The sequence below is a fragment of the Salinicola sp. RZ23 genome (genome assembly GCF_003206675.1).
GTDB lineage: Bacteria > Pseudomonadota > Gammaproteobacteria > Pseudomonadales > Halomonadaceae > Salinicola > Salinicola endophyticus.
This window is the reverse complement of record NZ_PZJK01000007.1, coordinates 330,575-348,519: the sequence shown is the minus strand read 5'-3', so window position 1 is coordinate 348,519 and position 17,945 is coordinate 330,575. Positions and strand designations below refer to the sequence as shown.

General features: G+C 64.7%; 18 protein-coding genes. 10 read left to right on the top strand and 8 right to left on the bottom strand.

Annotated features, from left to right (window positions below; all coding sequences use genetic code 11):
* Positions 1-200 precede the first annotated feature (200 nt).
* Complete coding sequence (locus tag DOM67_RS07790) at positions 201-779, bottom strand: flavodoxin family protein (RefSeq protein WP_110675062.1); 579 nt, start codon at positions 777-779, stop codon at positions 201-203.
* Positions 780-851: 72 nt separating this feature from the next.
* Entirely contained in the window at positions 852-1,247 is a 396-nt protein-coding gene (locus tag DOM67_RS07785) for a DoxX family protein (protein ID WP_110675311.1), read from the bottom strand.
* A gap of 117 nt (positions 1,248-1,364) precedes the next feature.
* On the opposite strand from DOM67_RS07785, the gene DOM67_RS07780 reads away from it, so the two are divergent.
* Positions 1,365-2,270 (top strand): LysR family transcriptional regulator, encoded by a 906-nt coding sequence (locus tag DOM67_RS07780; RefSeq protein ID WP_110675061.1) that lies wholly within the window; start codon positions 1,365-1,367, stop codon positions 2,268-2,270.
* Between the two features lie 118 nt (positions 2,271-2,388).
* Positions 2,389-3,150: an acyl-CoA thioester hydrolase/BAAT C-terminal domain-containing protein gene (locus DOM67_RS07775; RefSeq protein ID WP_110675060.1), complete on the top strand. Its 762-nt coding sequence runs from the start codon at positions 2,389-2,391 to the stop codon at positions 3,148-3,150.
* Positions 3,151-3,297: 147 nt separating this feature from the next.
* On the opposite strand, the gene DOM67_RS19980 is transcribed toward DOM67_RS07775, so the two are convergent.
* Entirely contained in the window at positions 3,298-3,645 is a 348-nt protein-coding gene (locus DOM67_RS19980; protein ID WP_198651757.1) for a hypothetical protein, read from the bottom strand.
* 83 nt (positions 3,646-3,728) lie between these two features.
* Complete coding sequence (locus DOM67_RS19975) at positions 3,729-4,070, bottom strand: metalloregulator ArsR/SmtB family transcription factor (protein WP_198651756.1); 342 nt, start codon at positions 4,068-4,070, stop codon at positions 3,729-3,731.
* 206 nt (positions 4,071-4,276) lie between these two features.
* Here DOM67_RS19975 and nosP point away from each other — a divergent pair, with 206 nt between their 5' ends.
* Positions 4,277-5,509: a nitric oxide-sensing protein NosP gene (gene nosP, locus DOM67_RS07765; RefSeq protein WP_110675059.1), complete on the top strand. Its 1,233-nt coding sequence runs from the start codon at positions 4,277-4,279 to the stop codon at positions 5,507-5,509.
* Positions 5,510-5,588: 79 nt separating this feature from the next.
* Here the strand turns inward: nosP and DOM67_RS07760 are convergent, their stop codons facing one another.
* Positions 5,589-6,365, bottom strand: coding sequence for an SDR family oxidoreductase (locus DOM67_RS07760; RefSeq protein WP_232825174.1), 777 nt, complete (start codon positions 6,363-6,365; stop codon positions 5,589-5,591).
* An 82-nt stretch (positions 6,366-6,447) separates the two neighbouring features.
* Here DOM67_RS07760 and DOM67_RS07755 point away from each other — a divergent pair, with 82 nt between their 5' ends.
* Entirely contained in the window at positions 6,448-7,332 is an 885-nt protein-coding gene (locus tag DOM67_RS07755) for a LysR family transcriptional regulator (protein WP_198651755.1), read from the top strand.
* Positions 7,333-7,354: 22 nt separating this feature from the next.
* Positions 7,355-8,809 (top strand): hybrid sensor histidine kinase/response regulator, encoded by a 1,455-nt coding sequence (locus DOM67_RS07750; RefSeq protein ID WP_110675057.1) that lies wholly within the window; start codon positions 7,355-7,357, stop codon positions 8,807-8,809.
* Here the strand turns inward: DOM67_RS07750 and DOM67_RS07745 are convergent.
* Complete coding sequence (locus DOM67_RS07745) at positions 8,806-9,537, bottom strand: response regulator transcription factor (protein WP_110675056.1); 732 nt, start codon at positions 9,535-9,537, stop codon at positions 8,806-8,808. The two genes, DOM67_RS07750 and DOM67_RS07745, sit on opposite strands and share 4 nt — an antisense overlap.
* Before the next feature lie 132 nt (positions 9,538-9,669).
* Here DOM67_RS07745 and DOM67_RS07740 point away from each other — a divergent pair, with 132 nt between their 5' ends.
* Together DOM67_RS07740 and adhP are read left to right on the top strand one after the other, a co-directional pair.
* Positions 9,670-11,190, top strand: a complete 1,521-nt coding sequence (locus DOM67_RS07740; RefSeq protein ID WP_110675055.1) for an aldehyde dehydrogenase family protein — start codon at positions 9,670-9,672, stop codon at positions 11,188-11,190.
* 86 nt (positions 11,191-11,276) lie between these two features.
* Positions 11,277-12,305: an alcohol dehydrogenase AdhP gene (adhP, locus tag DOM67_RS07735; RefSeq protein ID WP_110675054.1), complete on the top strand. Its 1,029-nt coding sequence runs from the start codon at positions 11,277-11,279 to the stop codon at positions 12,303-12,305.
* An 87-nt stretch (positions 12,306-12,392) separates the two neighbouring features.
* Here adhP and DOM67_RS07730 read toward each other — a convergent pair whose 3' ends face one another.
* Positions 12,393-13,898 (bottom strand): MFS transporter, encoded by a 1,506-nt coding sequence (locus DOM67_RS07730; protein WP_110675053.1) that lies wholly within the window; start codon positions 13,896-13,898, stop codon positions 12,393-12,395.
* Positions 13,899-14,032: 134 nt separating this feature from the next.
* Between DOM67_RS07730 and DOM67_RS07725 the strand changes: the two genes are divergently transcribed.
* The 3 genes from DOM67_RS07725 to DOM67_RS07715 all read left to right on the top strand — a co-directional run bounded on the left by DOM67_RS07725 (position 14,033) and on the right by DOM67_RS07715 (position 17,327).
* Complete coding sequence (locus DOM67_RS07725) at positions 14,033-14,941, top strand: LysR substrate-binding domain-containing protein (RefSeq protein WP_110675052.1); 909 nt, start codon at positions 14,033-14,035, stop codon at positions 14,939-14,941.
* A gap of 289 nt (positions 14,942-15,230) precedes the next feature.
* On the top strand, positions 15,231-16,214 hold the full coding sequence (locus DOM67_RS07720; protein WP_110675051.1) for a DUF1852 domain-containing protein: 984 nt from the start codon (positions 15,231-15,233) through the stop codon (positions 16,212-16,214).
* An 81-nt stretch (positions 16,215-16,295) separates the two neighbouring features.
* Positions 16,296-17,327 carry a methionine synthase gene (locus DOM67_RS07715; RefSeq protein ID WP_110675050.1) on the top strand — a complete coding sequence of 344 codons (1,032 nt, stop codon included), beginning with the start codon at positions 16,296-16,298 and terminating at the stop codon, positions 17,325-17,327.
* A 115-nt stretch (positions 17,328-17,442) separates the two neighbouring features.
* Here DOM67_RS07715 and DOM67_RS07710 read toward each other — a convergent pair whose 3' ends face one another.
* On the bottom strand, positions 17,443-17,907 hold the full coding sequence (locus DOM67_RS07710; protein ID WP_110675049.1) for a GNAT family N-acetyltransferase: 465 nt from the start codon (positions 17,905-17,907) through the stop codon (positions 17,443-17,445).
* Between the last annotated feature and the right edge of the window lie 38 nt (positions 17,908-17,945).

Here is a 17,945-nt window from a genome sequence, read left to right as displayed (position 1 = left end):
GCGCAAAGCGGGCGCCCTTGAGGCGCCCGTTTTCGTGTTGTTTTACTTTCAGAAACGATCAGCGCGGAGCGGATTCATATCCACCGCCGTCGTTTCACCATCCATCATCTGGACGAGTAGTTCGTCGGTGGCCGTGAAGTGGGCGATCCCGAGACTGGCTTGCTCGGGATGGCGCCGAGTGTGCTTTGCAGTGACGCGGGTCAGACAGTGCGCGTCGCGGCGAAACGGCCGGCGACTTCTGCGATGCGCGCGCCATAGCGCCGGGCGGTTTCAAGATCGCCCAGCGACATCTCCTCGGGGGCGGCGTCGGCGTCCGACTGCGCCATGGAGCCGATATAGGAGCCGATCCGGTTGGGATCGTCGCGCTTCGAGGCCTTCACGTTCGATGGCTTGATCGCGAGGCTCACCCAGATACCGCCATGCTGCCCGGCGAGCAGGACAAAGTATTGCAGCGTGTTGAGCTTGTCGCCGTTGAGCGTGGCGCTGTTGGTGAAGCCGCCGAAGATCTTGTCCTTCCACTGCTCGGCGAACCAGGGCTTCGAGCTGTCGTCGGCAAACTTCTTGAACTGCCAGCTCGGGCCGCCCATGTAGGTTGGCGAGCCGAAGACGATGGCATCCGCGGCGTGGAGCGTTTGCCACGCGCTCTCTGGGATGCCGCCTTCGGCGTCGATGGCGATGAGCGTTCCCGATGCCCCGTCCGCGACCGCCTCGGCGACGCGCTGGGTGTGGCCATAGCCCGAGTGGTAGACGACGGCGGTGGTGATGGCTTTCTGGGTCATGTCGGTGTCCTGATGTTCGAGGTTGGCTTGGAGCGAGTTGGCGCGCAGCCATGGGATGCCCGCCCGGTCGGCTTACTGGCGGATCGGCAGCAGGGAGTGAAGGCGCCGGTCGCGCAGGTACAGGCCGCCCCAGGCCAGCAGGCCGAGTAGCAGCGAGAGGAGTTCCGGTGGCGATCCGATCTCGCCGAGCCTCACATGCGCGCAGATCGCTCCGCCGAGAAATCCCGTGACGAGGATCGCGCCGAGAAAGGCGGTGGCCGGAATGGCATAGAGGAGGGCGCAGATGGCCATGATCGTGCCCAGTACCGGGGCAATGGCCGGTGCGAATCCCATTTCCCGCAGCATGCCCGAGGCCAGGCTCGGGACGAAGAATTGCACCGCTGCATCCATGAGCAGCGCCGCGATGACCAAGGCACTTGCTGAACGTCCGATCCAGGACAGGCGGTCTGGTTTTGCGCGCTTCGCCATGATGTTTCCCATATGGAGTGGCTTTCCAGACGCACTGTATCCTGCAATTCTGTTCTCATTGAGTATGCTAAATAGAACGGATTGTTCTCTTGAGGGAGAACAGATGAGGGCCTGTGGATGCACAACCTCGAACATCTCCACATCTTCATTCGGGTCGCCGAGATGCGCAGCTTCAGCCGCGCGGCGGAAAGCATGGGTATCCAGAAGGGCCGCGCCTCGACCGTCGTGCGACAACTGGAGGAGGGCATGGGTACCAGGCTGTTGCATCGGACGACGCGCAGCGTGCAATTGACCGAGGACGGGCGGCGCTTTCAGGAGCGCGCGCGGGAACTGCTGACCGATTTCGATGAGCTACAGTCGATGTTTGCCAAGGAGAGCGTCGCGCTGCAGGGGCGCCTCCGGGTCGATCTACCGACCGAACTGGCGCGCACGACGCTCGTACCGGCGCTGCCGGATTTCATGGCAGCCTATCCCGATCTGGAGTTGCAGGTATCGAGCACGGATCGGCAGGTGGATCTGGTCGAGGAGGGCTTCGACTGCGTTCTGCGGCTGGGGCCGGTCGGTGACGAAACGCTGATCGCCCGCCCTCTGGGCCGGCTACGTATGGTGAATGCCGCCAGCCCGGTCTATCTCGCGCGGCACGGCACACCCAGGGCGTTGGAGGATCTGCACCGCCAAGGCCATCGCACGATCCACTACAGCCGGGCGCTCGGCGCCCGGCCCTATGGCTGGGAATATCCGGACGGCGACGACTACGCCACGCTGCCGCTGCCCGGCGCTCTGCAAGTGAACAGCGTCCAGGCCTACGAAGCGGCTGGCCTGGCCGGCATCGGCCTGATCCAGGCTGCGCTAACGGGAATAGGCCGCCACCTGGAGAGTGGAGCGCTGGTAGAGGTTCTACCGGATTTTCGCCCCGAACCACTGGATGTTTCCCTGGTCGTGGCCCATCGACGAAATCTGTCCCGCCGTGTCCGCGCCTTCATGAGTTGGATCGAAGAGGTGCTGAAGCCCTATCTCGACTAAGCATGTTGATGACTCTGGGCAATACCACTGCTCAGCAGCCCGGCCTTGATCCATCATGGTTAGCATGCGTCGACTCGGGTAAGTTCTTCAGACTTGGAAGCCACACGAGAGCGTAGCCGTGCCACTCAAGATCGTCCGCCGTTTGCTCCCCGAGTGGGGCACGACCTATGGCCCGCCGGGTGACGGCCCTTTTCCTACCGTGATGATCCTGCATGGTTCGGAGGGCGCCTGGTCGGGCTGGAGCCACCGCAATGCGGTGCTCCTCGCCGCGCACGGCTTCCTGGCCTTTCCCTTCGGTTACTCCCAGGGTGGCAACGTCTGGAATGCTGGCAGCATTCATGAGGTGTCGTTGGACCGGAGCGCCGCCGCGCTGGAAGCCTTGCGTGGCTTCGATATTTCTTCCGGCCGCGTTGGGCTCTACGGCGTTTCCCGCGGGGCGGAGCACGCCCTGCTGCTGACGTCGTTGATGGCGCGAGACGGCGTACCGGGCATCGCTGATGCCGTGGCTGCGCACAGCCCGCCGGACTGTATCTGCGGCGCGTTCGATGGGCGCACCTTCCGCGATGTGGGTGACCCCGGCTGGCAGGCGTGGGATGGCGCCAACCGCGCCTGGAACTGGCGCGGTTCGTCCGAAGCGTTGCTGCCCACCCAACCCATCGAGATCGAGCGCTATGCCGGCCCGCTGCTCCTCAGCCACGGCACGGCGGATCGCGTCTGGTCGGTGGCGATGACTCGCCGGCTCGAAGCCCGCTTGCAGGCCCATGGCCGGTCCCCGGAGGTTCACTACTACGAAGGCGAAGACCATATACCGCGCAGTGAGGCGGAAAATACCCACCACACCCGACTGCTCGACTTCTTCGATCGCCATCTGGCGGGGTGAGCGGTGCCCTGATGCCAGGGCCATGCGAAGACTCAGGGATCACCTCTGAGTGGGCGCTGCTTAGGGTCAGGGGCAAGACGTATCAACGAAAACGGCCAGGCATATCGATGCCTGGCCGTTTTGCATCATGAGCGATGCCGGGCAAGATCAGCGAACGACGCTGACCGGGCCGTGGTCGTCGCAGTGGTCGCCATGCGGATGGTGCAGGTGGCCATTGACCAGATAGTCGACATGGTCGCCATGCGGCACGGCTTCATGGCCGCAGTCCGGGCCGTGCACGTGATCGGCAGCATGGTCGCCGCACTGATGATTCGGGGTGCAGGCGTCCGGGTTCTGATCGGAGACCTCGATCACGTGCTCGTCGACATGATCACCGTGCGGATGATGCAGATGACCATCGTGGAGATAGTCCACATGACCGTTGTGCTCGATCTGGGTGTGACCGCAGTTCGGGCCGTGCTCGTGGGGGTGGTTGTCGTGCGTGTTGCAGCTCATCGTCGACTCCTGTTTCTGCGTGAGAACGCTTGTATGAGAAGGGCAGTGGGTGGCGCTTCGGCCTGGGCGAGGCATCCCCGTGTCTATGACGACTGGGCGTCCTCGTCGGCATGCGCGAGCGCGTTGTCCATCAGTTGAACGACATGCTGGTCGGCCAGGCTGTAGTAGAGGTGCCGAGCATCTCGGCGCCGCTTGACCAGTTGAGCGTTCAGCAGTGTCTGCAACCGGGCGGAAACCGTCGAGAGCTTGGCATCTTCGCCCACCAGCTCGCCGACGCACCGCTCGCCATCCTTCAAGCGGTAGAGCAGATCCAGCCTGGCGGGATCTCCCAGCGCCTTGAACAGCGCCGCACTGCGCGTCAGCTGATCGGCGGAGGGCAGCGTGGGGGAAGTGGACGATGCAGGCTCATGGTTGCAGGACGTCATGTGACATTCCAATATTCGATGTAACGTCGTTACGTTAATCGATGATGTCCTCCTTGGCAAGAAGGCTCTCCGCCGTTCGTGGGCTGAAGAGCATTCCGGCACATCGCCGAGCGCAAGGGCTTTCGAGGGAGTGGTGTAGCCCCATTGTGGGCCCTCGCTGGTGCGGCCTACACTGCCGAGACCACTCCCTGCGCAGGTCCGCTGTCATGCTCGATGCGCCGACGCCGCCCTCGGTGGCCCATCCGGTAGGCGACTCCTCGCCCGCCGCGGTGCTGCCCACCGCCTGTAGCCATGATCCCGATCCTACGCGCGCCGCGCGTGAACTGGCGCTGGTGTTGGCTGAGCCGCTGGCCGGGCCGCGGCTGGGGGCGGTGCTGTTCTTCTGTAGCGCCGAGTACCCGCTGGCGGCCCTCGGCGAGGCGTTGACCGCCGCTTTTGAGGGCGTGCCGGTCAGCGGCTGCACCACCGCCGGGGAGATCACGCCGAACGGTTACGCCCGCGGCGGCATCGTGGCGATTGGTTTCCCCCGGGCGCATTTTGCCGTGTCGACCGCACTGATCGACGATCTGGCGCACTTCGATTTGATTCGCGCCCAGCGCCTCACCGATACCTTGCTCAACGAGTGCCGCCATCAGGCGGTGGCGCCGGTGGCTGGGCACAGCTTCGCGCTGACCCTGCTCGATGGCTTGTCGAGCAGTGAGGAGCAGGTGCTGGCCACGCTGGATGCGGCGCTGGGCAGCATCCCCAGCTTCGGCGGCTCCGCCGGTGACGATAACCGCCTGGCGCATACCCACGTCTTCCATCAGGGGCGCTTTCACGATCAGGCGGCGGTGGTGGTGATGGTCAATACGCCGCTGCCGTTCGAGGTGTTCAGCACCCACCATCTGCGGCCCCGGCGCGAGAAGCTGGTGGTCACTGCCGCCGATCGCCAGCGGCGGACCGTGTTCGAGCTCAATGCCGCCCCCGCCGCCGAGGAGTATGCGCGGCTGGTGGGGCGCCCGGTCGACGCGCTCGACGAGACCGACTTCGCCCGCCATCCGCTGGCGGTGCGCATCGGCGAGGCGCACTACGTGCGTTCGATCCAGCGCGTCAATCCCGATGGCAGCCTGACGTTCTACTGCGCAGTGGAGAACGGCATCGTGCTCACCGCGATGACCCCAGCACCGATACTCGACGATCTCGAGTCGGTGTTTGCAGGGCTGGAAGCGCGGCTGGGGTCGCCGGCGCTGGTGATCGGCTGCGACTGCTTCCTGCGCCGGCTGGAGATCGAGGCGCTGGAGACGGTCACGGCGGCGGAAGGGTTATTGCGGCGTCATCGAACGGTCGGCTTCAACACCTATGGGGAGCAACACCATGGGATGCACATCAACCAGACCTTCACCGGGGTGGCGATTGGGCGCCCCGAGGGCCGAGACGGCGGGACCGGCGAGCGAGCGTGAGCGCCCACTCGCCGAATCGATATGGCGTCATTCTCGCCGGGTTCCCAGCGCGTCACGGCGGGTTCGCTCCGGGATGGGCTCAGTTGGCCGAGGCGGTCGGGCGGATGGTGATCTCCGTGGTATCGACGCTCTCCGGGGCCTCGATCACCTGGCGCACTGCGCGTGCGATATCGACAGGCTTGAGTGCGACTTCACGATAGTGGGCAATGAGATCAGCGGTGTCTTCGTGGGTGATGGTCGAGGCCAGATCGCTCTCGACCACGCCAGGGTTGACGCAGGTCACCCGCAGGTGGGCGCTCTCCTGGCGCAGCCCGTCGGAAATCGCGCGCACCGCGAACTTGGTGGCGGAGTAGACCGCCGAGGTGGGCACCACCTGCAGGGCGCCGATGGAGGCGATATTGATGATCTGCCCAGCCTGTTGGCGCTCCATGGTCGGCAGTACCGCGCCGATGCCCCACAGCACGCCCTTGATGTTGACGTCTACCATGCGCTCCCACTCGTCCAGCTTGCAGGCGGCGAGCGGGGAAAGCGGCATGATGCCGGCATTGTTCACCAGCACGTCGATACGCCCCCAGCGCGTCAGCGCGGCCTGGGCGAAGGTAGCCATGGCGTCGCGGTCGGTGACGTCCAGGGCGTGAATCTCGACGCTGCCACCGTCGGCACGGATCTCGGTGGCGATACGTTCCAGCGCGTCGAGACGGCGCGCACCGAGCATGACTTTGGCGCCGGCGGCGGCCAGCTCGCGGGCGATACTCTCGCCGATACCGCCACTCGCGCCGGTGATGAGGACGACCTTGTCGAGGGTTTGCATGATGTGTGCTCCGGGGATGAAGAAGAAGCCCAGTGCTTCTTGCATGCTGCCTACGGTAAGCGGCGGCATCGTCCAAGAGAACTGGCTCCGGACTGGACCTGGTGGTTAGCATGATTTATCAATAGGCATGGACCTCAATCTCTTGACGCTCTTCGTCACCGTCGCCCAGACGGGTAACTTCCGTGCCGCCGCCGACCGTCTGGGGGTGACCCGCTCGGCGGTGAGCCAAGGTGTGCAGCGGCTCGAACGCCACCTGGGCCGGCCGCTGTTCCAGCGCACCACGCGCAGCGTGCGCCTGACCCAGGAGGGCGAGCAGTTCCTGGCAGCGATCTCGGCGCCGTTCGACGAGCTCGGCGCGGCCATCGAATCGGCACGCGACCGGGAAGCGTCGCCCCGCGGCCAGCTGCGTATCACCGCGACCTCGATCGCCGAGCGCTTTCTCTCCGGCCCGCTGATCGCCCGCTTCGCCGAGGCCTATCCGGACATCACCCTGGACGTGACGGTGAGCGACGAGGAGTTCGATATCGTCGCTGCCGGCTTCGATGCGGGCGTGCGGCTGGGGGAAGTGATCGAAAAGGATATGGTCGCGGTGGCGCTGACCGGTGATCAGCGCCAGTTGGCGGTGGCCACACCTGGCTATCTGGCCCGCCACGGCACGCCGCAACACCCGCGGGAGCTGACCCGCCATCGCTGCATCGGCTGGCGGCCACTGCCGGAGACCGCAGCGTATCGCTGGGAGTTCGAACGCGACGGGCAGGCGTTCGACGTCGCGGTCGAACCGCAGATCACCACCAACGACATGCAGCTGATGCTGCGCACCGCACTGGCGGGTGGCGGCATCACCTTCGGCATGGAAGAGACCTTCAAGCCCTATCTCGACCGTGGCGAGCTGGTCTCGCTGCTCGATGAGTGGCTGCCGCCTTTCTCCGGCTTCTTTCTCTACTATCCCAGCCGTCGCTCGGTCACGCCCAAGCTACGCGCCCTGATCGAGCACAGCCGACACTTCCGTTGAGCAGACTAGGGAGAGCAGCACCATGGGAGGCACATCAACCGGACCCTCACCGGGGTGGCTACTGGATGCCCCGACGGCCGAGACGGCGGAACCGGCGAGCGAGCGGGAGCGCACCCTCGTCGAGGAGAACGCTCGGCTGCGCCGCACCTGCGCGGCGCTCATCGAGCGCGTGGAGTCGAGCGGGGTCGCCGGCGGGGCGCCCTATGCCGCCTTCGAACACGCCGTGCTGCTGGCCGAGCAGGTACGCGAGCGCACCGAGGCGCTGCACCGCACCCTCGACGAGCTGGGTCAGGTCAACGACCAGCTGCGCGACGAGATCGCCACCCGCGTGGCCGCCGAGGAGCGCCTGCGCGAGGCCAAGCGCGAGGCCGAGGCGGCCAACCTGTCGAAGACCCGCTTTCTGGCGGCGGTCAGCCACGACCTGCTGCAGCCGCTGAATGCGGCGCGGCTGTTCACCAGCGCGCTCGATGAGCACGAGGTGCCGGCGGCGTCCAAGCCGCTGGTCGGCCAGATCGGCCGCTCGCTCAAGGATGTCGAGGCGCTGCTGGGCACGCTGGTGGATATCTCGCGACTCGATGCCGGTGTGCTCAAGCCGGATATTGCCGCCTTCGGGGCCGATGAGCTGCTCGATACCCTGGCCGAGGAGTACCAGCAGGTGGCCCACGCCCAGGGGCTGACCCTGCACTATGTGCGCAGCACGGCGGTGGTCGACTCCGACCTGCAACTGCTGGCGCGGGTGGTGCGCAACTTTCTCACCAATGCCATTCGCTATACCTCCACCGGGCATGTGCTGCTGGGCTGCCGGCGGCGCCACGACGGATTGGAGATCGTGGTCGGCGATACCGGGCCAGGGATCGCCGCCGATCAGCGCGAGGCGATCTTCCTCGAGTTCCGGCGTGCGGCGGCCGGTTACGACCGCGAGCAGCGTGGCCTGGGGCTGGGCCTGGCGATCGTCGATCGCATCGCCGCAATGCTGGGCCATCCGGTCACGCTGCACTCGCGGCCGGGGCAGGGCTCGGCCTTCTCGGTCCGTGTGCCCTACGGGCGCTGCGCACCGCTGCCCGTGGCGCCGGCGGAGGTCATGCCGGGCAACGACCAGCTCGCGGGGGCGAAGGTGTGGATCATCGACGACGACCCGGCGGTGCTCGATGGCATGCGCGCGCTGCTCACCGGTTGGGGCTGCCGTATCGCGGGCGGGCTGTCGCTGGCGGCACTGCGCGAGGCCGCCGCTGATCTGCCCAGCGCCGACGTGCTGGTGATCGATTACCACCTCGAGGCGGTGGACGACGATGGGCTGGCGGTCGCCGAGCAGCTCCGGCGCGAGCACCCCGACCTGCCGGTGCTGATGGTCACTGCCAACCATGATGCGGTGCTCAAGGCGCGGATTCGCGAGCGCGGCTACGCCTATCTGTTGAAGCCGGTCAAACCGCTGCGCTTGAAGATGTTATTGGTCTCGCTTCTTAGCCTTTCCAATTAGCGTGGCGGATGGTCGTCGAGATCCAGCGTCTGGGCGGTGAGAATCGCCTGCACCCGACTGTTCACGCCCAGCTTACGCAGGATCGCCGAGACATGGCTCTTGACCGTGGTCTCGGCGATCGCCAGGTCGCGGGCGATCGCCTTGTTGGACTCCCCACGGCTGAGACACGCCAGCACCTGCAACTGCTTGGCGGTGAGCTGCGAGATACCGTCCGCGAGGGCGTCGCCGTGGGTCGCCGTGTGTGTGGGCGAGGTCGTATATGCCGATGGGGAGGTCGTGGATGCGGCCGAAGAGGCCAAGGCGCCCGTGGCGGCGTGGCGGGCGGTGGGGCGGCGCAGGATATCCGCCGGCAGGTAGACCTGGCCTTCGAGAATCTGGCGCAGCGCCGCCAGCAGGTCGTCGCGCGGCGTCGACTTGGGCAGATAGCCCACCGCGCCCAGGCCCAGGGCTTCGAGCACGATATCGCGGCTCTGCTCGGCGGAGAGGATCGCCACCGGCAGCCAGGGCAGCGTCTCGCGCAGCCGGCGCAGGCCGGCCAGGCCCTCGCTGTCGGGCAGTGCCAGGTCGAGCAGCAGCAGATCGAGCTCCTCCTGCGCTTCGGCCTGAATGATCGCCTCGGCGAGGCTCGCGGCCTCGAGTACGCGGCTGTCGGGGAGGGCGGCGGCGATCGCGCCGACCATGGCCTCACGGAACATCGGGTGATCGTCGGCGACCAGCAAGGTGTACATGGTGTCGGCTCCGGGGTGGCGTCTCCTCCCAAGGGAGGAGACGATTTCCTGCTTGGGGAGTATGTCGCAGCCGGGCTTCGTGACCAAGAATCGATCTGTGTGATGCATAACGATAACGTCAGGAGCACAGCCATGATTTACGCCAACCCCGGAAGCGACGGCGCCCTCGTCAGCTTCGACAAACGCTACGGCAACTACATCGGCGGCGAATTCGTCGCACCGGTGAAGGGCCAATACTTCGACAATGTCAGCCCCGTCAACGGCAAGGTGTTCTGCGAGATCCCGCGCTCCACGGCGGAAGACATCGAGAAGGCGCTGGATGCCGCCCACGCGGCCGCCCCGGACTGGGGCAAGACCTCCGCCGCCGAGCGCAGCAATCTGCTGCTCAAGATCGCCGACCGTATCGAGCAGAATCTGGAAATGCTCGCCGTCGCCGAGACCTGGGACAACGGCAAGGCGGTGCGCGAGACGCTCAACGCCGACCTGCCGCTGGCGGTGGATCACTTCCGCTACTTCGCCGGCTGCATTCGCGCCCAGGAGGGCACCGCCGCCGATATCGACGCCAACACCGTGGCCTATCACTTCCACGAGCCACTGGGCGTGGTGGGGCAGATCATCCCCTGGAACTTCCCCATCCTGATGGCCACCTGGAAGCTCGCGCCGGCGCTGGCGGCGGGCAACTGCGTGGTGCTCAAGCCCGCCGAGCAGACCCCGGCCTCGATCCTCAAGGTGATGGAGCTGATCGGTGACCTGCTGCCGCCCGGCGTGGTCAACATCGTCAACGGTTACGGCGAGGAGGTCGGCCAGGCGCTGGCGACCAGCAAGCGCATCGCCAAGATCGCCTTCACCGGCTCGACCCCGGTCGGCTCGCACATCCTCAAGTGCGCCGCCGAGAACATCATCCCCTCCACCGTCGAACTCGGTGGCAAGTCGCCCAACGTCTACTTCGCCGACATCATGAACGCCGAGCCGGAATTCATCGACAAGGCGGTCGAGGGCCTGGTGCTGGCCTTCCTCAACCAGGGCGAAGTCTGCACCTGCCCCTCGCGGGCGCTGATCCAGGAGTCGATGTACGACGCCTTCATGGCCAAGGTGATCGAGCGCACCAAGGCGATCAAGCGCGGCAATCCGCTGGATACCGACGTCCAGGTGGGCGCCCAGGCCAGCGAGGAGCAGTACGACAAGATCCTCTCCTACATGGATGTGGCCCGCGAGGATGGCGCCGAGTTCCTCACCGGCGGCGGCAAGGAGAGCCTGGAGGGGGACTTCGGCAAGGGGTTCTACATCCAGCCGACCCTGCTCAAGGGCAACAACAAGATGCGCGTCTTCCAGGAGGAGATCTTCGGCCCGGTGGTCGGCGTGACCACCTTCAAGGACGAGGCCGAGGCGCTGGCGATCGCCAACGACACCGAGTTCGGTCTCGGCGCTGGGGTGTGGACCCGCGACATGAACGTGGCCTTCCGCATGGGGCGTGGCATTCAGGCCGGGCGCGTGTGGACCAACTGCTACCACCAGTATCCGGCGCATGCCGCCTTCGGTGGCTACAAGAAGTCCGGTATCGGCCGCGAGACCCACAAGATGGCGCTGGAGCACTACCAACAGACCAAGAACCTGCTGGTGAGCTACGACATCAATCCGATGGGCTTCTTCTAGGCCGCCTGCCGCGATCCGCTCACCTCTGGCGCGGCGCCGGGCTCTAGCCGGCGCCGCTCTTCAATAAGAAAAGCAAAGGAGCATGTATGGATTCCACGATGCAGGCCGCGGTGGTTCGCGCCTTCGGCGAACCCCTGGTCATCGAAGAAGCGCCGGTGCCGCGTCCGGGCCCCGGTGAACTGCTGGTCAAGATCGCCGCCTCCGGTGTCTGCCATACCGATCTGCACGCCGCCCACGGCGACTGGCCGGTGAAGCCTGAGCCGCCGTTCATCCCCGGCCACGAAGGCGTCGGCCATGTGGTGGCGGTGGGCGCTGGGGTCAAGCACGTCAAGGAGGGGGACCGGGTCGGTATTCCCTGGCTCTACTCCGCCTGTGGCCACTGCGAGCACTGCCTGGGCGGCTGGGAGACGCTGTGCGAGTCGCAGCAGAATACCGGCTACTCGGTCAATGGCGGTTTCGCCGGTTACACCCTGGCCCAGGCCGATTATGTCGGCCGCATTCCCGACAACGTCGATTTCCTCGAGATCGCCCCGGTGCTGTGCGCTGGCGTGACGGTCTACAAGGGGCTCAAGATGACCGATACCCGCCCGGGGCAGTGGGTGGCGATCTCGGGTATCGGCGGTCTTGGCCATATGGCGGTGCAGTACGCCAAGGCGATGGGGCTCAACGTGGCCGCGGTGGATATCGACGATACCAAGCTGGCCCTGGCCGAGCGCCTCGGCGCCACGGTCACCGTCAACGCCAAGCAGCATGACCCAGCCACCTATCTCAAGCAGGCGATCGGGGGCGCCCACGGTGCGCTGGTCACCGCGGTCTCGCCCAAGGCCTTCGAGCAGGCGCTGGGCATGGTGCGCCGCGGCGGCACGGTGGCGCTCAACGGCCTGCCCCCGGGGGACTTCCCGCTGTCGATCTTCGATATGGTGCTCAACGGCACCACGGTACGCGGATCGATCGTGGGCACTCGGCTCGATCTGCAGGAAGCGCTGGACTTCGCCGGCGAGGGCAAGGTGAAGGCCACCGTGCATGCTGACAAGCTGGAGAACATCAACGCCATCTTCGACCGCATGATCGCCGGTCAGATCGAAGGGCGGGTGGTGCTCGACATGGCGAGTTGATCGCGTCGGCGAATGCTGCTGGATCGCTTCGAGGCCGCATGCGTGTAGTCGCGCGGCTAGCCAGCGGCGGATGCTTGCAATCACGTGTCAAGCTCGGTCAAGAGACTCACCGGATTCTCCGCGGCCGAGGGTTAGCAAAAGCACCACGGCGGTGGTCAGCGTGATGGCTGCGAGTATCCACAGCAGCCTGGAAAAAGCGTAGCCATAGTGAGCCACCAGTTCCGCCGTATCGACGTCCGGCAGGGCGCTCCGCGCTGCCTCGAGGTTGCCTACGGCGAGCAGGTTTGCCGCCGTGGTCACCCCTTCGCTATCGGGCATCGAGACGACGATCAGCGTCGACAGCATGGCACCGACCACCGCCAGCGCGACACCTTCACCGGCGACACGCATGGTCGAGAAGATCCCTGCGGCCATGCCGGCCCGTTCACGCGGTACCACGCTGACTGCCAAACCGTCCATGAGCCCCCAGGGCAGGCTGATGCCCGTGCCAATCACCAGCATGGTCAGCGCTGTGGCCCAGGCGGGAGCGTTCAGCGGCAGCATCGCCAGCCCGGCCAGGCCCACCGCGGTGAGGCCAAGCCCACTCGCGCAGAGTGTCGCCGGCGGCCACCAGCGTGTCAGCTGTCCGGATAGCACGGGCAGTATCAGCAGTGGTGCCGAAAGCGCCATCATCATCAGACCGGTGGTGACCTCCGGCATACGCTCGATACCCACGAAGCGCATCGGTAGCAGGATCAGCAGCACCACGAAGCCATAAGCTGGCGCTGCCGCGAGCAGCTGGACGCCGACAAAGCGCGGGTAGCGAAACAGCGACAGGTCGAGTATCGGCTGGCGGACGCTGTGTTCGATCCAGACGAACCCCGCACCCAGTAGGGCGGCGGCGAGTAGCGGCATGACGGCCGTGGCACTGCTCCAGCCATGCTCGGGGACGCTCAATATCGCGTAGGTAAAAAGCGCCAGCGCGGCTGTAAAACTGAGTGCGCCTGGCCAGTCGAGCCCGGCCGCCTTGGGGTTACGACTCTCGCCCATCGCATGGGCGCCGATCAGCCAGGCCATACCCGCGAGCGCCACCACCGGCATAAAGACGCTATGCCAGCCGAAGGCCTCGGCCATCACTCCGGAGATCATCGGGCCGAGCGACAGTCCGGCACCGAAACTGGTACCGATCAAGCTGAAAGCACGCAGACGCGCCGGCCCGTCGAACAGTTGCGCCAGTGCCGCCATACCGCCGGAAAGCGTGGCCGCTGCCGCCAGCCCTTGGGCAGCACGCAGCCAATCGAAGATGACCATATCGGACGTAAACATCAGCATCAGCGAGACGAGCGCAAAGGCCACGCTGCCGATCAGAAACAGGCGCCTGCGACCACTGCCATCGGCGATGGCGCCCATCGCCATGAGCGTCGAACCGAAGGTGAGCATGAAGGCGTTGGTGACCCAGGCGATCTCGATCGCGCTGGCTCCCAGCTCGCGCCCAATGACGGGCAGGATCATCGCGGTACCGGTAAAGGTCAGTGGCATGGCGGCCGCCGTAAGGCAGACGGCGATCAAGGCGCGCCGCCTGTGAGAAGTACGCAAGGCGGTGGGTTCGGACATGGTGAGCGCTCCTGACAGTGATGGCACATGGGAGAGCCCATGCGAGAGACCGTCAGTATATTTTTTCCAGAGTGAGCGATAATCTGGCTTTAATTCCATATTTTCCGGAATAAAACGCTCGAATAGGAAGGCCTATGAACAACCTGCCCGGCCTGCTGGCCTTTGTGCGCACCGCTGACCTGGGCAGCTTCGTCGCTGCCGCACCTCGCTTGGGTATTTCACCCTCTGCGGTCGGCAAGGCCGTCACGCGGCTGGAGAACGAACTGGGCGTGCGTCTGCTGCAGCGCTCGACCCGCAGCCTGCGGCTGACCGAGGAAGGGCGCGTGTTTTACGAGCGTTGCCGCAGTATCCTCGATGAACTCGACGACGCCCGCGACGCCCTGCTGAAGACGCGTGAGACGCCACGCGGGCGGGTACGGTTGAGTGCTCCTGTCATCGCCTACCATTTGCTGCTGCCGATTTTGCCGGCACTGCTAGCGCGCTATCCCGAGCTCGAGCTCGATCTGGACTTCACCGATCGCATCGTCAACTTGATCGACGAAGGGGTGGATATCGCCATTCGCAGCGGCGAGTTGCCGGATAGTCGCCTGAAAATGCGCAGACTGCGCCCTTTCCAACTGCTGCTATGCGCGTCGCCAGCCTATCTTGAGCGCCATGGCGTACCACGCTGTCCACGTGACCTCATCGAGCATGTCGGTATCGGCTTTCGCTACCCCAACAGCGGCCGACTCCAGGCCTGGCCGCTCGTGGTGCCACCGGACGAGCCGGATCTGCACGTCCGCCATAGCCTGACCTGTAACAATATGGAGGCGCTGCAGGGCGCCGTGCTGCGTGGGCTAGGGATTGGCTGCCTGCCGGATTTTTTGGCCGCCGAGGCACTCGGCCAGCAACGGCTGGTGCCACTGCTGATGGATCATCTCGATGCCCCCGGGCAGTTCAACTTGATCTGGCCATCCAACCGCCACCTATCACCCAAGGTGCGTGTCGTGGTCGATTTCCTCGTCGCCCATCTCTTTACCGACCAGTTCTGCCTGACCGATTGATGGCGGGTTCGCTTGGTCGATCGGCTTGGGGCTCCCGGCAAGGGTTTTGGCGCATCATGAGTGTGATTCATCTTGGGCTGAAATCTTATCGCTTTTCATGCATCCAGCCGCTCTGGCATAAATAGCGCATCCGCTTCGACGACAGCCGCCCTGGCGCCTGTCGATCGATACGTCAGACACGGTACTGGTCAACACGTTGGCAAACACGTACTGACCAATATGGCATTGACGGACGCTGGGCCTGCCGACGGCCCGGCGCCTCTCTCGACAAACAGGGTGCTTGTTCGCGATGAATCACGACTTCACATTCGATATCAAGAGCGTTCGGTTCGACGAAAACTATCGCCCGGCCGAGAACACGCGCACCACGACCAACTTCGCCAACCTGGCAAGAGGGGAGTGTCGCGAGGAGAACCTGCGCAATGCCCTGACGATGATCGACAACCGCTTCAATGCCCTGGCGCATTGGGATAACCCCAGGGCGGATCGCTATGCCGTCGAGCTCGACATCATCACCGGTGAGCTGAGCGTGGGTGCCGAGGACGAGGATGACACCTTCCCCGCGATCGAGATGCTGAAGACGACGATCATCGACAAGCACACCGGCAAGCGCATTCCGGGCATGGTGGGGAACAACTTCTCCTCCTACGTGCGCGACTACGATTTCAGCGTGTGGCTGTCGGAGCACAACCGGGACCGCGCCGAATTCGGCATCCCCGAGGGCTTTGGCGATCTGCACGGCAAGCTGTTCAAGCGCTTCGTCGAGTCCGACGCCTACCGGGCCTCCTTCGGCAAGGCGCCGGTGATCTGCCTCAGCGTCTCCAGCAGCAAGGTCTATCGCCAGACCGACAATCGCCACCCGGTGCTGGGCGTGGAGTACGAAAACGACGAGTCATCGCTGACGGATTTCTACTTCGGCAAGATGGGCCTGCAGGTGCGCTACTTCATGCCGCCCCAGGGCGTCGCGCCGCTGGCGTTCTACTTCTCCGGCGATCTGCTCTCCGACTACAGCGATCTCGAACTGATCAGCGCCATCAGCACCATGGAGACGTTCCAGAAGATCTATCGCCCCGAGATCTACAACGCCAACTCGGTGGCGGGCAAGATCTACCAGCCCAGCCTGAAGCATGAAGATTACTCGCTGACGCGCATCGTCTACGACCGCGCAGAGCGCAGCCAGCTGGCCGTCGAGCAGGGCAAGTTCACCGAGCGGCACTTCATCAGGCCCTACCGCCATGTGCTCGAGCAGTGGTCGGCCAACTATTCCCTTTGATCGATCCGTTCCAACGACGCTTTTGGATCAGCCCGTTCCAACGACATTCTTTGATCAATCCGTTATGAAGGTCACTTTTGCATGAAGACTCTGTTACCCACGTCGACGGCCGGTAGCCTGCCCAAGCCCGCCTGGCTGGCCGAGCCCGAGACGCTATGGTCTCCCTGGAAACTGCAGGGCGATGAGCTGGCCCAAGGCAAGCAGGATGCACTACGGGTGTCGCTCCACGATCAGCAGCGGGCCGGGATCGATATCGTCAGCGACGGCGAGCAGACTCGTCAGCACTTCGTCACCACCTTCATCGAGCACTTGAGCGGCGTCGATTTCGAGCAGCGCGAGATCGTCAAGATCCGCGACCGCTACGATGCCAGTGTGCCCTCGGTGGTCGGCCCGGTGGCGCGTAATAAGCCGGTCTTCGTGGAGGATGCCAAGTTCCTGCGCCAGCAGACCGACCAGCCGATCAAGTGGGCGCTACCGGGCCCCATGACCATGGTCGACACGCTCTTCGACGGCCACTACAAGAGCCGTGAAAAGCTGGCCTGGGAGTTCGCCAAGATCCTCAACCAGGAAGCCCGCGACCTGGCCGCTGCGGGTGTGGACATCATTCAGTTCGACGAGCCCGCCTTCAACGTCTTCTTCGACGAGGTGAACGACTGGGGCATCGCCGCCCTGGAAAAAGCCATCGAAGGGGTCGAGTGCGAGACCGCGGTGCATATCTGCTACGGCTACGGCATCAAGGCCAACACCGACTGGAAGAAGACCCTGGGGTCGGAGTGGCGCCAGTACGAAGAGATCTTCCCCAAGCTGCAGGCGTCGAACATCGATATCGTCTCGCTGGAGTGCCAGAACTCCCATGTGCCGATGGAGCTGATCGAACTGATCCGCGGCAAGAAGGTGATGGTCGGGGCCATCGACGTGGCCACCAATACCATCGAGACACCGGAAGAGGTCGCCGAGACGCTGCGCAAGGCGTTGCAGTTCGTCGATGCCGATAAGCTCTACCCCTGCACCAACTGCGGCATGACGCCGTTGTCCCGTGAGGTGGCGCAGGGCAAGCTGAAGGCGTTGAGCGCTGGTGCAGAGATCGTCCGGCAAGAGCTTCTGGCTCGATAGCTGCGCCCTGTGCGGCGACGGCGAATTCGGCCTGTGACTCGGATAACGTGCCGATGGGATGCCCTCGATCATCGCTTGTGGCCCAGCATTGGGCGAAGCATGATCGCCCCGATGGTCAGATCAGCGGCTTGTGCATGAGGTAAAGATCGTCGTTCGGATACTGAACGATGCCAGTGTGCTGCCATCCGTGTCTGGTGTAGAGGTTTTGGCTGTCTTTCGTCGTCAAATAGAGCGTGTGTTCGCCTAATTGCAGTGCCGCGTGTTCCACCGCCTGGATCAAGAGACCGGCGACGCCATTGCCGCGATGATCGGGATGAACGAAGACGGCGGCAAGCCAGGGCCTGAGGTCAGGTCGAAGCTCGCAGTCGTCTTCGAACAGGCTCGCCATACCGATTGGCCTGTCAGCGATGTGTGCCACGAAAGTGAGCGGGATTGTTTGGTCATGGGCCGATCGCCTGAAGCGCTCCAAGGTGCTTTCGAGTGTGCGCGTCGAACCGACACCCCACTGGCCGTAGGTCCAGGCCGCGCAAGCATCGATAAAGTCCGGGCGATCAATGAGCGAGCTGATTGTCACAGACATGAAATTCTCCAGGATTCATTCTCTGAGCAGGGAAGTTG